Raw genomic sequence first — 15,976 nt, 5'->3', positions numbered from 1 at the left:
CTTGCCCGCGACCGAGTGCGAAGCGCTCGCAAAAATTTGTGAAACGCTGAAATTTTACGACTGCTAACGCAGCCGGTCGCGGGCAAGCGCGCTCCTACAAGTGGTGTGCGGYCTGCAGGCCGGAGCGGTCGCTTTCCGGGGTGCCCAGGGCATCGCTGAAGAAACGCCCCGCCTCGGCACTCAAGGTGCGATGGATGTCCTCGCGGTCCACGCCTTCGGCGTCGTTGCACAGAATCGGCATGGTCGCGCGCTGTTCGTCGCTGCACGGGGCCATGAACACGAAATGCCCGGCCCCGGCCAGCAACTTGTAGTCGGGCGCCTGCGGCAGCTTGCGCGCCAGAGCCTCGGCGTTCTTGTCCAGCGCCAGCAGGCGGTCGTCGTCGCCGGCATACATCAGCACCGGCACATGCACATCGCTCAGGGTCTGGCGGCCGAACATCAGGCTCAACGGCGCCATCAGCAACAGCGCGCCCACCCGTGGATCGGCCTCGGCGTGCAGGTCGTCGCGGTCAGCCACCAGGTGACCCTGGGTCTTGCAGGCATCCTGGTCGTCGGGGCGTTCGATGCAGTACTGGCGCAGGCGTTTCGGGTCCGGCTGGGCGCCGGCCAGAATCAGCGCGGTCTCGCCACCGGCCGAATAGCCGATCACCCCGACCTGGCTGGCACTCAGGTAAGGAGCCAACAAGGGTTCCTGCAAGGCGGCGCTGATGGCGGCAGAAATCTGCAAGGGCCGGCCGTACAGGTTGCTCAGACTGCCCAGGCGGCTATGGTCGCGGTCGTTGTCGCCGGGGTGCACCACCGCCACCACCACAAAACCCTGGCGCGCCAGCGAGGTGGCCAGGTCATGCATGGCCAGTGGCGTGCCGGTGTTGCCGTGCGACAGCAACAGCAACGGAAAGCGGCCCATGGCAACCGGGGCGTCAGCCGTGGCCTCGACATCGTAGCCGCGCAACCGGTTGACATGCTCGGCGGCGGTGGAAGGATAAAAGGCAATGGCCCGCATCGCCTGCCCGTCGAGCGGGTCGGCAAAGCTCAACTCGTGAAAACCTGCGCCCCAGAGCGTTGGCGTGTCGGCCTGGGCCTGCACCGAAACAAGGCCACCGAGCAGCCCCATCAGCATCACTGCACATAGACGCACCATAACCTTCTCCCTCACCCTGCCCTATACAGCCTGAGACCTTGCTCCACGATGATCGTGCACAAGGCGGGCCAGATTTAATCCGTGTTCACGGTTTGTTTCAGGGTCAGAAATTGGCCGGTGTGTTGGCGCTGATGATTTCCGCCTCATCCTGGCCAATGTTGCGAAAGCGGTGCGCCAGGGTGGTCGGGAAATAATAGCCATCGCCAGCCCCCAGCACATGGACCTGACCGTCGATGGTCAGCTCGATGGTGCCACGGGTGACCAGGCCGCATTCTTCGCCTTCGGCGTGCACGATGGACTCGTCACCGGAGCTGGCACCGGGGGCGTACTGCTCACGCAGGAAGCGCATCTGCCGGCTGGGCAAGGTGGCCCCCACCAACAGCAGGCGCAGGCCATCACGGCCCAGGTCCGGCTGGTCGCCGGCGCGGAAAACGTGTTGCTCGTTGACGCGCCCAGGCGGCTGATCGAAGGTGAAGAACTCCGCCAGGCTCATGGGAATGCCTTCAAGCAGTTTTTTCAGGGAACTGACAGAGGGGCTGACGCGGTTTTGCTCGATCAACGAAATGGTCGCGTTGGTCACGCCGCTGCGTCTGGCCAGCTCGCGCTGTGAGAGTTTGTGGCTTTCGCGAACCAGCTTGAGTCGGGTGCCCGTGTCCATAACCGCCTTGAATGAAGAATGCTTGCAGGGTGAAACACGGCCAGATACTGGCCGTGTGCCGTGAAGGGCGCGTATTAAAGCACGATTGCCGCCGGCATGATCACACCAGATTGCTCACCACCCTCAACGCCAGGCCTTCATAGGCGTCCAGGTTGATGGTGAATTCGCCCTGCTCGCTCAGGTCGCCTTCGACCCGCTCGTTGATGATGTCGACCACCGGCCCCGGTACGATATCGGCCGGCAGATGCAGGGTTTCGGTGATCGGCTGGTTGCTGAAGTTCAGCGCCGTGATCTGGGTGCCGCGGCCCGCCGGCAGCTCATGCACCATGATCAACAGGCCCGGATGCTCGACATCCGGAATCAGCACCTGACGGCTGGCGGCAATGTCATAGGCGCGGCGTACCGCCAGGATCTTCTTGAGCTGCGAGGCAAACGAGTCCGGCCGTTGCAACTGTTCGCTGAGGCTGCCGTACAGGCTTCTGGCCCGTGGCATGCCGCCGGATGACACCGCCACCGTCGGATCGGAATCGACCAGATCGTAGGCGCCACGGTGGATCCAGCGCGTGTCGCCGTCCTGCATCAGGTGCTCGACCTGCTCGGCCGGCAACGGCAAGGCACCCACCATGTCCCAACCCGACAGCGCAAACACGCCAGGCTGCATGGCATTGAACATCACCAGCAGCAGGTGAATATGCTGGACCTGGCGAATATCTTCCTCGGTCAACGTGTCCAGGTCGCGGATGCCCAGGGCGGCGGTGATGATGCTGGCCGTGGTGCATGACACGCCGTTGGTGACGAACTTGAGGTTGTACGGCGCGTGCTCACCGGCCAGGCGCTCGTACATCTCTTCACGAATATGCTCGCGCAGGATGTTGCCGGGAAAGGTCTGCCCTTGATAGTGGTAGGTATCGTGGGCGTGCAGGGTCCAGAAATGCACCAGTTCCAGGGTCAGTTCATCATGGTTCTGCAAGGCATGGATCAGCGACGCCGGATCGATGCCGAAAGCATGCACCTGGCGCAGCATCAGGCGCAGGAATTCGGTGGTGCCTGTCAATAGCGCATGCTGGTAGGCCGGCCGGGTAATGAAGTCATAGGACAGGTCGGCACCGCCGTGCGACATCGAGGCAATGTCGTCGATGGTCAGGTTCAGTTCCTGGAAGCTGAAGCCGCCAGCCTTGCGAATCGCACCGCCAATCAACTGGTTGCCGGTGATCGACAGCGGATGGCTTTCCGACCAGGCGCCGCCTTCGATCTTGCGTTCCACACCGAGAAAACCGTTGGCGTCCAGACGCAGCACGCGCGCGCCCATGACGTCGATGGCGTGCAGTGCATCGCCAATGATCATCTGTTGCGCCGCAAAGCTTGGGTCGAGCCAGTTCAGCGACGGCTGGCCTTCCTTGAAGTAATGCAGGTAGACCCAGCGTCGTGGCTTGCCGTCCACGCCCACCACGATATCGGTGGCGCTCCAGTCGGTTTCCTTGACCCCAGGCTCGAAAAAGATCACCCGCTGCAACTGGCCGACGATGTAATGCTTGTCGCGCAGCAGGTCGACAACATCCGGCAGCAGGTTGACCGCATCACGGCCCTCGGGCACCGCCGGCAGCAATGGCCAGTCTTCCTCGCGGATTTCGACCATGTGGTAGAGGCCGGGGTAGTCTTCGTAGGCCATCTCGGCCAGACGAAAGTCCGCCCCCTTGCCGGTGTGCGACGGAATGATGTCGTCGATCACCACCGCGTTGTGCGCAGCGGCAATGCGGCTGAGGTTGAGCAAGTGGGTTTCGCTGCCCAGCTCCGGGTCGATGCCGAAGCTGATGCGGTCGAAATTGCCGTCGATACTGGGCGTGCGGTTGTAGCCCTGCAGCCCGCCCGACAACTTCAACGGCCCGTTATGAATGCCCTGGATGCCGACTTCCGACAGCGCACGCCAGAGTTCTTCATCGCCCAAGGCCTCCAGGACCGAACCGCCCTCGCGAGTAATGATCGACGCCGGGTAAGCGGTGAACCACACCGAGGCGATGGCCGAGGCATCACGAGGCCGGGCCTGGGCGAACGGGCGCTGCCAGAGCCGCCCCTGCCCGCCGTAGGTCTTGGCACGTTGGCGGGCGGCGTTGAGCATCGATTGCTCGACCAGCCAGTTCACATACTCTTTGTCCGGTGTTGTCATAAGTCCATTCACCCGCTTGAAGTGGTACGGCGCGAGAGGCCAGCTCTCGAAAATTCAACTACTGTGTATGAGCCCCTGACGGGGCAATCGTTGCATCAAAGTTGATTACAGTCCTGTGGCAAGGGGCGTGCGGCCTGAAAAGCCGGCGCCCTTTTCAAGGCGTCGATGACCACGGCAGCGGCGTTGGACAACAAGGATGACGGCCTTGCCACGACACTGATACGGCGGCTGACCGGCACTGGCAGGGTCAGGTACTCCAGCCCCGGATTGGGCCGTGGCAGCAAGGCACTGGGCAATACCGTCAGGCAATGGCCCTTGATCACCAGGTCCAGCAACGTCTCCAGGCAGCTTAGTTCGCCGCGATGGCTCAGGCGAAACTGGGCAGCAGCCAGTTGACTGTGCAGCCGGTCGAGTCCCGGATGACGCCAGGCCACATACCGTACGGTCTGTGCCAGCTCGACCAGACTCTGGGGGGAACTCTTGAGGTGACGGGCAACCACCATGACATAGTGGTCAGACCAGCGATGGTGTTCGATATGGTGCTCGTCAAGCACGGTACTGGGCAGGATGAGGATGTCGGCCGCTTCACGGCGCAGGGGGTCCAGGCTGGGGTGCAGGTCGGTACTGTGCAACACACTCAACTGGATATCAGGGTAATACCGGGCGAGAAAATCAAGCGAAGGTCCCAGGTTGGTTTCCTGCATATGCGTGCTGTAATGGATGGCTACAGTGCCACTGACTCCATTTTTTTTAGTTGCTCAAGCGTGGCCAGCATGTTGCTCAGGGTCTGGGTGATGATCTTGCCTTCGGGGGTCAGCGTGCAGCCTGTGCGGCTGCGGATGAACAGGCGCTTGTCGAAGTAGTCTTCAACCTCCTTGATGGCATAACTGATATTCGACTGGCTGCAGCCCATGATAGCGGCAGCCTCGGAGAAAGAACCATGCTGAGCAACGGTCTGAACGATCTTGAAGAAATGGGTTTTCATGTTTCCTTGACTCTGTGGACGCAAGCCTGCGATCAGGCGGGTGGGGATGGCGAATGCGTCTTGCCCTGCTCCCTGGCTAGGTAGCAAATATGGCAACAGATCAAAGGCAATGCACACGAATATGCGCATCGGCTACACCGTTGACCAGGCCTGTATGACGGGCACAACGGCGCAATGCCCCGAATGACGGGGCAAAGCAGGGTCAGGTCTGGCGCCGCTCCTGCCGGCGCTGCTGTGCGTGTAAAAGACGTGTTACATCAGGCCTCGTGACGCAGGCCTGTCAGTCGTTTTCAGTCCAGTCGAAGTCCATCTGCAACGCGGTACGCTCGGCCAGCGCACGGTCGTGCAAGCGCTCGACCAGGTGCAGGCTCATGTCGATGCCGGCCGAAATGCCCGCCGACGTCACGAACGCGCCCTCGTCCACCCAGCGCAAGGTGCTGAGCACATCGATCGAGGGGAACATCTCCTTGAGGTCGGCAATGTCTTCCCAGTGCGTAGTCACCTGTCGACCGGTCAGCTTGCCGGTGCGGGCCAGCAGGAAGGCACCGGTGCAGACGGCAGCCACTACGCGGCCGGGCACCGACTGCTGGCTGATCCACTCGATGACATCGGCCTTTTCCATCTCGGCGGTAATCACGCCACCGGGCACGATCAGGCAATCCAGCGGCGGATGGTCATGGATCGAGTAGTCCGGGTCGACCTTCAGGCCTGCCCGGGCCCGGACGGGCGCGGTGGTACGGCCGATGGTGAAGACATTGAACAGCGCACGGTCGTCACGGCTGTTGCGCCCGTGCATGCGTGTGGCGGTGGTAAAGACTTCGTAGGGCCCTGCGAAGTCCAGGACTTCGACGTCGTCAAATACATAGATACCGATATTGAGTGACATATGGAACGGGCTCCGAAAAAATGATTTCACCTCAGTGACAGGGCAAAGATTACGCAGTAGCATCAAGGCCAACTACTGTCGGTAATGCCAATATCCGGTCACATGCTGCCATGAAGAATCATCTCGTCGTCGCGCTCATCTACAACCAGTTGTGCACCTTCGAATTCGGCTGCACGGTCGAGGTGTTTGCCCTCAAGCGCCCGGAACTGGGCGTGCCCTGGTACGAGTTTGCCACCTACGCGGTGGACGACGGCCCGATCACCGCCGCTGGCGGCATCACCATCACCCCCACCGCAGGCGAAGTGCTGCTTGAAAGCGCGGACACCATCATCGTGCCCGGCTGGCGCGGTGTCGAAGCCGAAGTGCCACAACGCCTGATCGACCAACTGCAGGCCGCCCATGCCCGTGGCGCGCGCATCTGCTCGATCTGCACCGGCGCCTTTGTACTGGCCGCCGCCGGCCTGCTCGACGGCCACAAGGTCACCACGCACTGGCGCTTCACCGACCTGCTGGCCAGCATGTACCCGGCGCTGAGCATCCAGCCCAACGAGCTGTACGTCGACGAAGAAACCATCGTCACCGCCGCAGGCTCCGCGGCCGGCCTGGACATGATGCTGCACCTGGTGCGCAAGGATCATGGTTCGCGCGTGGCCAACATGGTCGCCCAGCGCATGGTCATCCCGCCGCACCGCGAAGGTGGCCAGTCGCAATACGCCACCCGCCAGCTGGTCAGCACCAGCGATGCGCCCATTTCCAACCTGATGGACTGGATCCGCAGCGATCTGCAGCGCCCGCTGACCATCAAGGACATGGCCGACCGTGCCGCCGTGAGCACCCGTACGCTGCATCGCAGTTTCATGGAATGCACGGGGCTGACGCCATACGACTGGCTGCTGGGTGAGCGGGTGGCCTACGCCAAGGAGCTGCTGGAGTCCTCGCGGGTCAGGCTCAGCGAAGTGGTGGAAAAGGCCGGCTTTGGTTCCGAGGAATCGTTCCGGCGACATTTCCGCAATCTGGTGGGGGTGAGCCCGATGAGCTATCGCAAGCAGTTTGCGCGGGCTTGAGGGCTCGCTGACGGATCACTGAATACCGTCATCATGAAACTCAAGATACTCCCGCCACGCCAACGGTGCCTTGCGCTCATCAAGAAACGCCTGCTTTTGCAATACGTCGAGCGAGTCCCAGAAAGGCTGGAAATACAACGCCCACCATCCCAACAGAGTGCCCTGCATATTGCCCAGCCCCTGCGGGTTGAAGTCAGGAAACACGACCCACGGCGCAGGCGGCGTGATGGGCAGCTCGCGCACGGCCTGCACCAGGGCGGCGCTGTGGGTGATCATGATCACTGCATGCCCGTCGAACTCGGCGTTTTCACGCCATGACAGCACTTCACCCTCAGCATTGCCCAGCGTGACGAAACGCGCCGTGCGCGCTATTTCAGTGGTGAGCCCCTGGCGTTCGATAAGGCTGTGCAACCGTTGCCGGCTGGCGGCGCAGGGCATGAAGGCCATCTGGTAGGCGCCCATGCCCACGGACGCCAGCGACCTTACCCACGGATAACCTTCGCGCAGTGCCGGCAGCCGCGGTGGAAAATGCCCGGCGATCTCCTTCAGCTCCTGTGCCAGCCCCGAGGCTTTACCGGAGGCGACTTTACGCCGACACCAGGCATCCAGCCCGGCGCAGGCAAGTATGGCCGCCAGGGTAAAGGCCCCTTGGGCAACACCATAGAACAACGCCCGCAACGGGTGATACGGCAGCAACCACAAGGGAATCAGCGCCACCCACACCGCCCACAGCAACAACCTGATCCGCAGCGACGGTATCAACGCCAGCACCAGGTTGATGCCGATGAACACCTCGAAGAGAAACCGGCTGGTCAGCCGGACATTCACGCCCCGTGACGTCAGCCCGCCATTGATCGAGCCGTAGAGATGGGCCACGAAGTCGTTGAGAAAAACGTAGCCCACGCAAAAAAGCCCGTGGATCAATACGCCGCAGAGCATGCGCCGCCACAGGGTCATGACGTCAAACTTGAGCTGTAGGATTTCACATCAGTCATCCGGCGCTATGGCCATCATCAACTGGTCATCCTCCAGGTAAATCACGCCTTCCCGACCATTGACCTCCATCGGGGTCGGGCTGTGGACCTGCGTCTTGTCGTCCACCTCGATAATCTTGCTCAGCGTCTTGTCGACCAGGTCGGCACGCCAGATGAAGCTCAGGCTGTTGATGAAATACACCACCGGCCGCGACGGGTTCCAGGTGGGGTTATAGATCAGCCATCGGGTTTGCGGGCCATTGCCGGGCGCAATGTCTTCTGACTTTCCGACATGGCTGTAGTACATGCCCAGTTGGCCGTAACCGTTGTCAGCAGAGAACAACAAGACCGCCTTGGCGTTTTCCAGCGAGCGGGAAAGCGACCGGTGCAGCAGACTGCTTTCTCGCGGTGCCGCATTGGAGCCCAGCGCGTAGGACATGCCCTTGAACTCATAGGTGCTCATCTGCTGGCGGTAATAAAGCATGCCGTCGATCAGGCCGGCATAATGCTTGCCCTCGTCGTTGCCCCCAATGTCGTCAGCCCCGTCCAGGCAAATGTTCTCGGCAATGGTGTGCAGGGTCGGTCGGGGTCCCGGGAACTTGTCGACGTACTCGTACAAATTGCCCCGGTAACAGAACAGGCTTTTATCGAAGTCCCCGGAAAACAGGATGACATGCATGATGCCTGAGCGCCGGGTAGCGGCAACAATGTAGCGCTGGCGACCCAGGTCGCCTTGCGGCATGCCGGACAGCGTCCAGCGCGGCCACGGGTGCTCACGCTGAACATAACCCTGCCCGGCCGGCAACGGCTGCAGGCTCTTCGGATTTACCGACGACTTTTCCGGCACCGGCGTCAGGAAACGCACCTGCCGTGTGTAAGCATCCTCCAGGCACTCGACCGTCTCACACTCGTCACGCACGCTTGCCAGCCAATCGCTCTGGATCGACTGCAACGAGCGCTGGTTTTTCAGCGGGTTGAAGGCGGCCGCCAGTTGCTCATCGAGCAATGACAATGAAGGTGTATCGCAAATCATGTGTTCAACGTCGGCCGTGGCCTTGCGGCAGTCGAAACTGGCGGCCTGCGCCTCTGATCCATCAAACAGCGACAGGGCACTTGCTGCCACCATCACCTGGCATATCCAACGCTTCATAAAGGGTAATCCAGCCAAGGGAAAACAGGGAGTGTCGCGAAAAGACAGGTGTTACGGCGCGCACCAGGTGCGGACATCGCGCCGGTCAAAACCTGCACACCGATTGCGCTTGGCAATCAGCCGGTAAGGCATCTGTGGGGTATAGGCAAAGTAGTAGTAATTGACCCGGTCTTCACCGTAGATCCAGTAATTGGAAGATCCTTGGTTGATTTCATAGGGCTCGAAGGTCCAGATCGATGACTCGGCCGGAATGAAGTTGTTGCGCTCCGTCAACAGCATCCAGGCATTGGACAGCACCGGCGCGCCCAGCCAGAGGCCGGCCAGCACCGACATGGCCAGCGCCAGGATGAGTCTCGGTCTGAAGCGCAGCTGCGCAGGATTCACTCGGTCACCACTCCCTGGGATACACACCTTTTCATTCCCCGGTGCACAAAGTCCTGAATCTTAAAGCCTGGTCGCTGTGTCTGCACAGGATGGTTTACCCACCTTGCTTCAAGTTTTGCTGTTATTGGCCGACACAAACCAGGCAAGTCGCCCCTGTAGCCGGCCATTTGCGCATCCTCCTAAACAGATGGTCTGCCCATGAATATCAAGAACAAGCTGGTGCTGGCGTTCATATCGGTGGCGTTCATTCCGGTGAGCGTGGTGGCCGTGATCGCTATCCTGAATACGCGTACCCAGGCATTCGAGCAATTTGTCGACGGCAGCACGCGGGAGATGCTGCAGATTGACGGCAATATTCGTCAGTTCTTCGACGGCACGGCGCAGAACGTCGACCAGATGTCGACTGACCCGGCCTACAGTGCCGTCGAAACCTTGAAGGATTATCGGGCGGCCAACGCCGCCAGCGAGCCGCTTCCTGCTCCGGCTGCCCAGACCATCGAGCGCTTTGCGCGCTACGGCGCCACGCACCCTTCGGCCGCGATCCTCTCGATCGGCCTGGAAGATGGCACCTATGCCAAATGGCCGGATGACCCGCAACTGGCCAACTACGATCCACGCGCACGCCCCTGGTATAAAGCGGCGATGGCCAGCCCTGGCAAGAGTGTGCGTACACCGGCCTATTACTACGCCAAGGACGACGTCGCCCTGGTGGGCAGCGCCCGGACCTTGCTGGACAGCGCCGGCAAACCCAAGGGCGTCTTTGTCGTCAGTGTTTCGCTCAAGAACCTGACTGAACTGATCAAGAGCATCAAGCTGGGCAAAAGCGGCTACGTCATGCTGGTCGAGGATGGCGTGGTGCTGGTCGACCCGCGAGACGCGGGGCACAACTTCAAACCGCTCAAGGAGCTGGGCGCGCCCTACGCACAACTGGCAAGCACCGAGCAAGGCGCCACTGAAGTTGAAATCAACGGCGTGCGCTACATGGCCAACGTCTGGACATCGCCTGTCCTTGGCTGGCGCTATGTCGGTCTGATCGAACATGACGAGGTCATGGCCGAGGCCACGCGGATGACCTACCTGACGATGTCCATTGTGGCGATACTGGTGCTGATCTTCGGTCTGGTGGCGGCCGCCTTCTCCCGGATCATCGTCAAACCCATCAACCAGGTGAGCCACGGCTTGCAGGCCATTGCCCAGGGTGAAGGTGATCTGCGCAAAGAGCTGTCGGTGCAAGGCAAGGACGAGACGGCCGAACTGGCAGGCTGGTTCAATAAATTCCTGGGCGCCATCCGCCAGTTGATTCAGCACATTGGTGCGGCATCGACCAACCTGCAGGATGCCTCGCACACCAACAGTGAAGTCGCCACCAACATGAACAAAGCGGCCGAGCGCCAGCGTGAGGCGGTCGAGCTGGTCTCCACGGCGTTCAACGAGATGGTGGCCACCGCCAACGAAGTGGCGCGCTCGTGCAGCGGCGCGGCAGGCTCTGCCGAGAACGGGCACCGTCGAGTGGCCGAGGGCAAGCAACAGATCGAGGCCACTACCGACAACGTCAATCGGCTGGGCCGGCGCCTGACCGAGTCGTCCCAGGCCATGCTGGAGCTGGAGGCCGGCAGCCGTAGCATCAACCAGATTATCGGCACCATTCGCAGCATTGCCGAGCAGACCAACCTGCTGGCCCTCAATGCCGCCATCGAGGCGGCCCGTGCGGGCGATCAGGGCCGTGGCTTTGCCGTGGTGGCCGATGAAGTCAGGGCGCTGGCCAAGCGCACCTCCGACTCCACAGGCGAAATCGAACAGTTGCTGGGCACGCTGGGCAGCAAGACCGAAGAAGTGACGCTGAAGATGGAAAGCTGCCTGGACCTCTCGCGTGCCAGCGTCTCATCCATTGAAAGCGCGCGCGACAGCTTTGAAGGCATCCAGCTGTCGGTCAACGAAATACGCGATCAGAACCTGCAGATTTCGGCCGCCGCCGAAGAGCAGCACAGCGTGGCCGAAGAAATCAACCGCCACATCCAGCAGATCTACGACGATGCCCAGCTGGTTGAAAGCCTGGCCCATTCGGCCCAGGACGACTCGGGACGCCTGTCTGACCTGTCGCAAGAGCTGAACCGGCTGGTGGGACGCTTCAAATCCTGACATGCCTGGCAAGACCCGCTCCCTGGTACAACCGGAGCGGGTCTTGCGTTCATATGTCCCGCCTCACTCGCTGTGCCGGTCACAATAAAACACCGTACGCCCCGGCTGTTTGGGATCGTCGATCAAAAACGGCGTAGCGCCGTCATCACGGTTGAATGCAATGCCCTTGAACCGCGCCCGCAGCCTTTGCTCGACCACGGGGCGGCTTTCTTCCAGATACACCGCATGCACGCTGAACGGCCCGCGATAGGGAATGACCACCTCACTTACGGTCAACCCGTAGAACGTGTCCTTGATGCAATAGAACGCTGCTTCATCAAGGCGGCACGGCTGCAGCCGGCGCTCGGTAAAATACGCACCTGTGGCCTTGCTGGTATTGGCATCAAGGTACACATCCTTGATATCACAGGCCTCGATGCCCTGGAACTGCTGCTCCAGGGTGGTGTGAGCACACCCGACCGAGGCCACAGACAAGACAATGACAGCCGTCGCCCTGAGTGTTCTGCAAGAAAAAATGCTGTTGGCAGCAGGCATGAACCTGTACTCCTTTACCTGGAAAACGATAATCCTGATCGCAACCGCAAGCGGTCTGTGTCCCCGACACCTGCAGGGCCCATGGGGTATGCGCGCTCTGCAGCGAGCACGGATCTTAAGCCAGGCCGCGGTCCGGAAGAAGCCATTGGCCGCCATCACTGCACGGATAAGCGCAGATTGTCCTAAACGCAACAGTCACCGCCCATAGCGCGTGAGACAGGCATTGCGCAACCCCCTACGCTGGCCAGACCTTCACAGGCGGTGCGCCTCATCCGGCAAGCCGTCATGTCTCTGGCCCCTGCGTACAGTGTTTGCTCATGACAATACAGACCGCGATACCCGGCACGTCCTCGCCTGCCGCTCATCCCCATGCGCCGTCAGGCTTTTTGCTGCCCGTCGTTGGCGCGGCAGCCTTTGCCCATCTGCTCAATGACCTGATCCAGGCCGTGCTGCCGTCCATCTACCCCCTGCTTAAAAGCGATTTTTCCCTGAGTTTTGCGCAGATTGGCTGGATTGCGCTGATCTACCAGGTTACCGCTTCGTTGCTGCAACCCTGGGTGGGGATGTACACCGACAAGCGTCCGCTGCCCTGGCTGCTGCCCTCTGGCATGGTGATGACCCTGATCGGCGTGGCCTTGCTGGCTTTTGCCGACAGCTACGCGATGCTCTTGGTCGCCGCCGCCGTGGTCGGGGTCGGCTCGGCGACCTTTCACCCGGAGGCCTCGCGGGTCGCACGGCTGGCCTCGGGCGGACGCTTTGGTACTGCGCAATCGACCTTTCAGGTCGGCGGCAATACCGGCTCGGCCATCGGGCCGTTGCTGACCGCGGCGGTGGTGATTCCGTATGGGCAGTCGGCGATTGCCTGGTTCATGCTGGCCGCCGCGCTGGCAATCTGGGTGCTGGTGCGCCTGGCACGCTGGAATCTGCGTCACGGTCAGGCCACACTCAAGCGCATGCCACCCAGCCTGGCGTCGGGACTGACATCAGGCCAGGTCGTGCGGGCCATGGTCGTGATCTGCCTGCTGATGTTCGCCAAGTTCGTCTATATCGCCTCATTCACCAACTACTTCACCTTCTACCTGATCGAGCGGTTCGGGGTGAGCGTGCAGCAGAGCCAGCTGTACCTGTTCGTGTTTCTCGCGGCCGTAGCGCTGGGTACCTTTGCCGGCGGGCCGGTGGGTGACCGGATCGGACGCAAGGCGGTGATCTGGGTCTCGTTCGTGGGCGTGGCGCCCTTTGCCCTGGCCCTGCCCTACGCCAACCTGGCGTGGACGGCGGCGCTGGCAGTGGTCATCGGCCTGGTGATGTCCTCGGCGTTCGCCGCCCTGGTGGTCTATGCGCAAGAGGCCGTACCCGGCCGGGTCGGGATGGTCTCGGGCATCATGTTCGGGCTGATGTTCGGCATCAGCGGCATCGGTGCCGCAGGCCTGGGCGAGTTGGCCGACCGGTTCGGCATCGTCTGGGTCTACCAGTTGATCGCCTGGCTGCCCTTGCTGGGGCTGGTGACCGCCTTGCTGCCGAAAACCCGCGTGCGTTGATACCCATGCCGTGCAGGGTGTTCTACAGTGCGCCCTGCACTTTGATGACTGTTTAAGCACCATGATCCGATCACTGCAAGAACACGTAGCCGAAATCGACGCCAGCGCCGGGTCGATCACCAGCAGCGCCACGGACTACCCGGAAAACTGGTTCATTGCCTCGCACAGCCATGCCAGGCATCAGCTTATCTATGCCATCGAAGGCGTGATGGTGGTGCACTCGGCCGCCTGTCAGTGGGTGGTGCCACCCAGCCGCGGTATCTGGATGCCCTGCGGGCAGCCGCATGCCGTGCGCTGTGTGGGCGCGGTAAAAATGCGCAGCGTGTTCGTGCAGCCCGAGTGCACCGCAGGCCTGCCGACCCGGACCAAGGCGGTGAGCATCTCGGCCTTGCTGTGCGAGCTGATCAAGGCCTCGGTAGGGCTGGACATGAGCGGCCCCGAAGACTCGCGCACCGGGCGGATCATGCGCTTGATCCTCGACGAGATCGTCACCTTGCCCACCCTGCCCCTGGCCTTGCAGCAACCCACCGATCCGCGTCTGAAAACCATCTGCACCACCTTGCAGGACAACCCCGGCGACAGCAGCACCCTGGCCCTGTGGGCACAGCGCCTGGCGGTGGATGAAAAGACCATCCAGCGCCTGTTCCACAAGCAGACCGGCATGACCTTCGGCCAGTGGCGCCAACAGGCACGGCTCTTGATGGCGCTGGAACTGCTGGCCTGCGGCGAACGGATCATCGATGTGGCGCTGCAACTGGGGTACGAAAGCCCCAGCGCATTTACCACCATGTTCAAACGGCAGTTCGGCGTGACGCCCAGCGGGTTTTTCAGGTAGCGCCCGAACCTGAGTCCTGCTCGGCAAAGCGCCATGTAGAGCCTTGGCCGCTCAAGAATACCGTCTGTCGGCCGAAACCCTCTCGCAGCATCTTGAAATCCCGGTCGTCCTGGGAGGAGCCGCCTGCGTGCATCTGCGGTGGCGCAATCATGGTTGATAAAGCAATCCGGAGCCTACATGAACATCAAGCAAAAGCTGACGGGGGCGTTTGCAATCATCGCGTGCCTGCCCATCGTGGTCGTCGCCAGCATCGTCATCCTCAACCTGCGCAGCGAAGCCACCGAAGGTTTTATCGACAGCAGCGGCCGCGAAATCCGCCAGATCGAGAACGCCATGCAACTGTTCTTCGAAGGCATTAGCCAGAATGTCGACTACCTGGCCAGCAACCCGTTGCTGAGCAACTCCGGCAATGACGTGAAAAGCTACATGAGTGCCAACGCCGCGAGCACCGCGCCGTCGGAAACGGACCGGCAGATCACCGCCCTGTTCACTCGCATCATCAAGAGCCACCCGGCCTATGCCTATGTCCAGCTAGGCTTGAGCAACGGCAGCTATGCTATCGGCCCCGAAGAACCGCAGCTAAGCAACTACGACCCGCGTACTCGTCCCTGGTACAGCCTGGCCATGGCCAACCCTGGCAAGACCCTGCGCACCGAAGCGCACTATTGGGCCGCCGATGATGCGGTGCTGGTCAGTACTGTGCGCGCCATTCCCAACGCCTTGGGCAATCCGGGTGCGGTGATCAATATCGACGTGTCGCTCAAACAACTGACCACCCTCGTCAAGCAGATCAAGCTGGGCGAGACCGGCTACCTGATGCTGATGGAGAACAACGGCACCGTGCTGGTCGACCCCAAGCAACCCGAGCACAACTTCAAGAAACTGGCCGAACTGGGCGGCGGCTACAGTGAGCTGGCCAAGACAGGCCAGGGCCTGCGTCAGGTACAGATCAACGGCGAGCACTATATGGCCAACGTCTATCCTTCGGCACAGTTGGGCTGGAGCTTCATCGGCCTGATCCGCCAGGACGAAGTCATGGCCTCGGCCAATAAACTGACCTGGCTGATCGGCATCATCGCCGCCGTGCTGGCCGTGGTTTTCGCCCTGGTCGGTGCCAGTTTTGCCAGCCTGATCGTGCGCCCGATCAACAGCGTGTCCACCGGCCTTGAAGGCATTGCCCAGGGTGAAGGCGACCTGACCNCTGACCGTGACCCTGGCGGTGCGCGGCAACGACGAAACCGCGCAACTGGCCGGCTGGTTCAACCAGTTCCTGAGCGCCATCCGCAGCCTGATCCAGCACATCGGCCAGGCCGCCACGCGCATTCTTGATTCATCACAGAGCGCCACCCGCGTGTCCGGTGACATGGCCGAAGCGGCCAACCGCCAGCGCGAAGCGGTGGACATGGTCTCCACCGCTTTTCATGAGATGGTCGCCACCGCCAACGAAGTCGCCCGTTCCTGCAGCCAGGCCGCCGACTCGGCCGACACCAGCCAGCAACAGGCCCGCGCCGGACAGCGGCAGAT

General features: G+C 61.6%; 14 protein-coding genes and 3 pseudogenes. 7 read left to right on the top strand and 10 right to left on the bottom strand.

All coding sequences use genetic code 11. From position 1 onward, the window contains the following. Positions 1 to 94 precede the first annotated feature (94 nt). The 6 genes from ASF84_RS06240 to ASF84_RS06215 form a co-directional block, all read right to left on the bottom strand. Complete coding sequence (locus ASF84_RS06240; protein ID WP_056836346.1) at positions 95 to 1,141, bottom strand: alpha/beta hydrolase family protein; 1,047 nt, start codon at positions 1,139 to 1,141, stop codon at positions 95 to 97. A 103-nt stretch (positions 1,142 to 1,244) separates the two neighbouring features. Next, positions 1,245 to 1,799 carry a cupin domain-containing protein gene (locus tag ASF84_RS06235; protein ID WP_056836345.1) on the bottom strand — a complete coding sequence of 185 codons (555 nt, stop codon included), beginning with the start codon at positions 1,797 to 1,799 and terminating at the stop codon, positions 1,245 to 1,247. A 100-nt stretch (positions 1,800 to 1,899) separates the two neighbouring features. Continuing rightward, entirely contained in the window at positions 1,900 to 3,963 is a 2,064-nt protein-coding gene (gene treS, locus ASF84_RS06230) for a maltose alpha-D-glucosyltransferase (protein ID WP_056836343.1), read from the bottom strand. Between the two features lie 95 nt (positions 3,964 to 4,058). Beyond that, positions 4,059 to 4,667 (bottom strand): LysR substrate-binding domain-containing protein, encoded by a 609-nt coding sequence (locus ASF84_RS06225; RefSeq protein WP_082481385.1) that lies wholly within the window; start codon positions 4,665 to 4,667, stop codon positions 4,059 to 4,061. A gap of 20 nt (positions 4,668 to 4,687) precedes the next feature. Beyond that, a complete protein-coding gene (locus ASF84_RS06220; RefSeq protein ID WP_056836341.1) occupies positions 4,688 to 4,948 on the bottom strand; it encodes a LysR family transcriptional regulator in 261 nt (86 codons plus the stop codon). Between the two features lie 280 nt (positions 4,949 to 5,228). Further along, positions 5,229 to 5,834, bottom strand: a complete 606-nt coding sequence (locus tag ASF84_RS06215) for a DJ-1/PfpI family protein (RefSeq protein WP_056836339.1) — start codon at positions 5,832 to 5,834, stop codon at positions 5,229 to 5,231. Positions 5,835 to 5,944: 110 nt separating this feature from the next. On the opposite strand from ASF84_RS06215, the gene ftrA reads away from it, so the two are divergent. Further along, entirely contained in the window at positions 5,945 to 6,898 is a 954-nt protein-coding gene (ftrA, locus tag ASF84_RS06210; RefSeq protein ID WP_056836336.1) for a transcriptional regulator FtrA, read from the top strand. A 15-nt stretch (positions 6,899 to 6,913) separates the two neighbouring features. Here the strand turns inward: ftrA and ASF84_RS06205 are convergent, their stop codons facing one another. From ASF84_RS06205 to ASF84_RS06195, 3 genes are read right to left on the bottom strand one after another with little or no spacing between them, the layout of a single operon-like run. Then, positions 6,914 to 7,855, bottom strand: a complete 942-nt coding sequence (locus ASF84_RS06205; protein ID WP_056836334.1) for a hypothetical protein — start codon at positions 7,853 to 7,855, stop codon at positions 6,914 to 6,916. Positions 7,856 to 7,885: 30 nt separating this feature from the next. Continuing rightward, positions 7,886 to 9,022, bottom strand: coding sequence for a lysozyme inhibitor LprI family protein (locus ASF84_RS06200; RefSeq protein WP_056836332.1), 1,137 nt, complete (start codon positions 9,020 to 9,022; stop codon positions 7,886 to 7,888). A gap of 51 nt (positions 9,023 to 9,073) precedes the next feature. Continuing rightward, positions 9,074 to 9,355 carry a hypothetical protein gene (locus ASF84_RS06195; RefSeq protein ID WP_056836487.1) on the bottom strand — a complete coding sequence of 94 codons (282 nt, stop codon included), beginning with the start codon at positions 9,353 to 9,355 and terminating at the stop codon, positions 9,074 to 9,076. 249 nt (positions 9,356 to 9,604) lie between these two features. Between ASF84_RS06195 and ASF84_RS30135 the strand changes: the two are divergent. Both ASF84_RS30135 and ASF84_RS30130 read left to right on the top strand, forming a co-directional pair. Continuing rightward, positions 9,605 to 10,690 (top strand): annotated as a pseudogene (locus tag ASF84_RS30135) (cache domain-containing protein); the annotation flags it as partial. Between the two features lie 87 nt (positions 10,691 to 10,777). Continuing rightward, the gene (locus tag ASF84_RS30130; RefSeq protein ID WP_421957974.1) at positions 10,778 to 11,545 is read left to right on the top strand and encodes a methyl-accepting chemotaxis protein; all 768 of its coding nucleotides are present in this window, start codon (positions 10,778 to 10,780) and stop codon (positions 11,543 to 11,545) included. Positions 11,546 to 11,608: 63 nt separating this feature from the next. On the opposite strand, the gene ASF84_RS06185 is transcribed toward ASF84_RS30130, so the two are convergent. Beyond that, positions 11,609 to 12,079, bottom strand: a complete 471-nt coding sequence (locus ASF84_RS06185) for a hypothetical protein (protein WP_082481384.1) — start codon at positions 12,077 to 12,079, stop codon at positions 11,609 to 11,611. A gap of 317 nt (positions 12,080 to 12,396) precedes the next feature. On the opposite strand from ASF84_RS06185, the gene ASF84_RS06180 reads away from it, so the two are divergent. The 4 genes and pseudogenes from ASF84_RS06180 to ASF84_RS29605 all read left to right on the top strand — a co-directional run. Then, complete coding sequence (locus ASF84_RS06180; protein ID WP_056836328.1) at positions 12,397 to 13,617, top strand: MFS transporter; 1,221 nt, start codon at positions 12,397 to 12,399, stop codon at positions 13,615 to 13,617. Between the two features lie 61 nt (positions 13,618 to 13,678). Next, positions 13,679 to 14,452, top strand: a complete 774-nt coding sequence (locus ASF84_RS06175) for an AraC family transcriptional regulator (protein WP_056836327.1) — start codon at positions 13,679 to 13,681, stop codon at positions 14,450 to 14,452. 177 nt (positions 14,453 to 14,629) lie between these two features. Further along, positions 14,630 to 15,652 (top strand): annotated as a pseudogene (locus tag ASF84_RS06170) (cache domain-containing protein); the annotation flags it as partial. Position 15,653: 1 nt separating this feature from the next. Next, positions 15,654 to 15,976 (top strand): annotated as a pseudogene (locus ASF84_RS29605) (methyl-accepting chemotaxis protein); the annotation flags it as partial.

Source organism: Pseudomonas sp. Leaf127, from assembly GCF_001423155.1.
Lineage (GTDB): Bacteria > Pseudomonadota > Gammaproteobacteria > Pseudomonadales > Pseudomonadaceae > Aquipseudomonas > Aquipseudomonas ovata.
Note: the sequence above shows the minus strand (reverse complement) of the source record. Positions and strands in the feature narration are given on the sequence as shown.

Excerpts from the sequence above, each read along its gene's own strand:
- ftrA (WP_056836336.1), top strand. The coding sequence starts at position 5,945 with ATGAAGAATCATCTCGTCGTCGCGCTCATCTACAACCAGTTGTGCACC.
- ASF84_RS06225 (WP_082481385.1), bottom strand. The coding sequence starts at position 4,667 with ATGCAGGAAACCAACCTGGGACCTTCGCTTGATTTTCTCGCCCGGTAT.
- ASF84_RS06215 (WP_056836339.1), bottom strand. The coding sequence starts at position 5,834 with ATGTCACTCAATATCGGTATCTATGTATTTGACGACGTCGAAGTCCTG.
- ASF84_RS06200 (WP_056836332.1), bottom strand. The coding sequence starts at position 9,022 with ATGAAGCGTTGGATATGCCAGGTGATGGTGGCAGCAAGTGCCCTGTCG.
- ASF84_RS06220 (WP_056836341.1), bottom strand. The coding sequence starts at position 4,948 with ATGAAAACCCATTTCTTCAAGATCGTTCAGACCGTTGCTCAGCATGGT.
- ASF84_RS06195 (WP_056836487.1), bottom strand. The coding sequence starts at position 9,355 with ATGTCGGTGCTGGCCGGCCTCTGGCTGGGCGCGCCGGTGCTGTCCAAT.
- ASF84_RS06205 (WP_056836334.1), bottom strand. The coding sequence starts at position 7,855 with ATGACCCTGTGGCGGCGCATGCTCTGCGGCGTATTGATCCACGGGCTT.
- treS (WP_056836343.1), bottom strand. The coding sequence starts at position 3,963 with ATGACAACACCGGACAAAGAGTATGTGAACTGGCTGGTCGAGCAATCG.
- ASF84_RS06175 (WP_056836327.1), top strand. The coding sequence starts at position 13,679 with ATGATCCGATCACTGCAAGAACACGTAGCCGAAATCGACGCCAGCGCC.
- ASF84_RS06235 (WP_056836345.1), bottom strand. The coding sequence starts at position 1,799 with ATGGACACGGGCACCCGACTCAAGCTGGTTCGCGAAAGCCACAAACTC.
- ASF84_RS06180 (WP_056836328.1), top strand. The coding sequence starts at position 12,397 with ATGACAATACAGACCGCGATACCCGGCACGTCCTCGCCTGCCGCTCAT.
- ASF84_RS30130 (WP_421957974.1), top strand. The coding sequence starts at position 10,778 with ATGAACAAAGCGGCCGAGCGCCAGCGTGAGGCGGTCGAGCTGGTCTCC.
- ASF84_RS06185 (WP_082481384.1), bottom strand. The coding sequence starts at position 12,079 with ATGCCTGCTGCCAACAGCATTTTTTCTTGCAGAACACTCAGGGCGACG.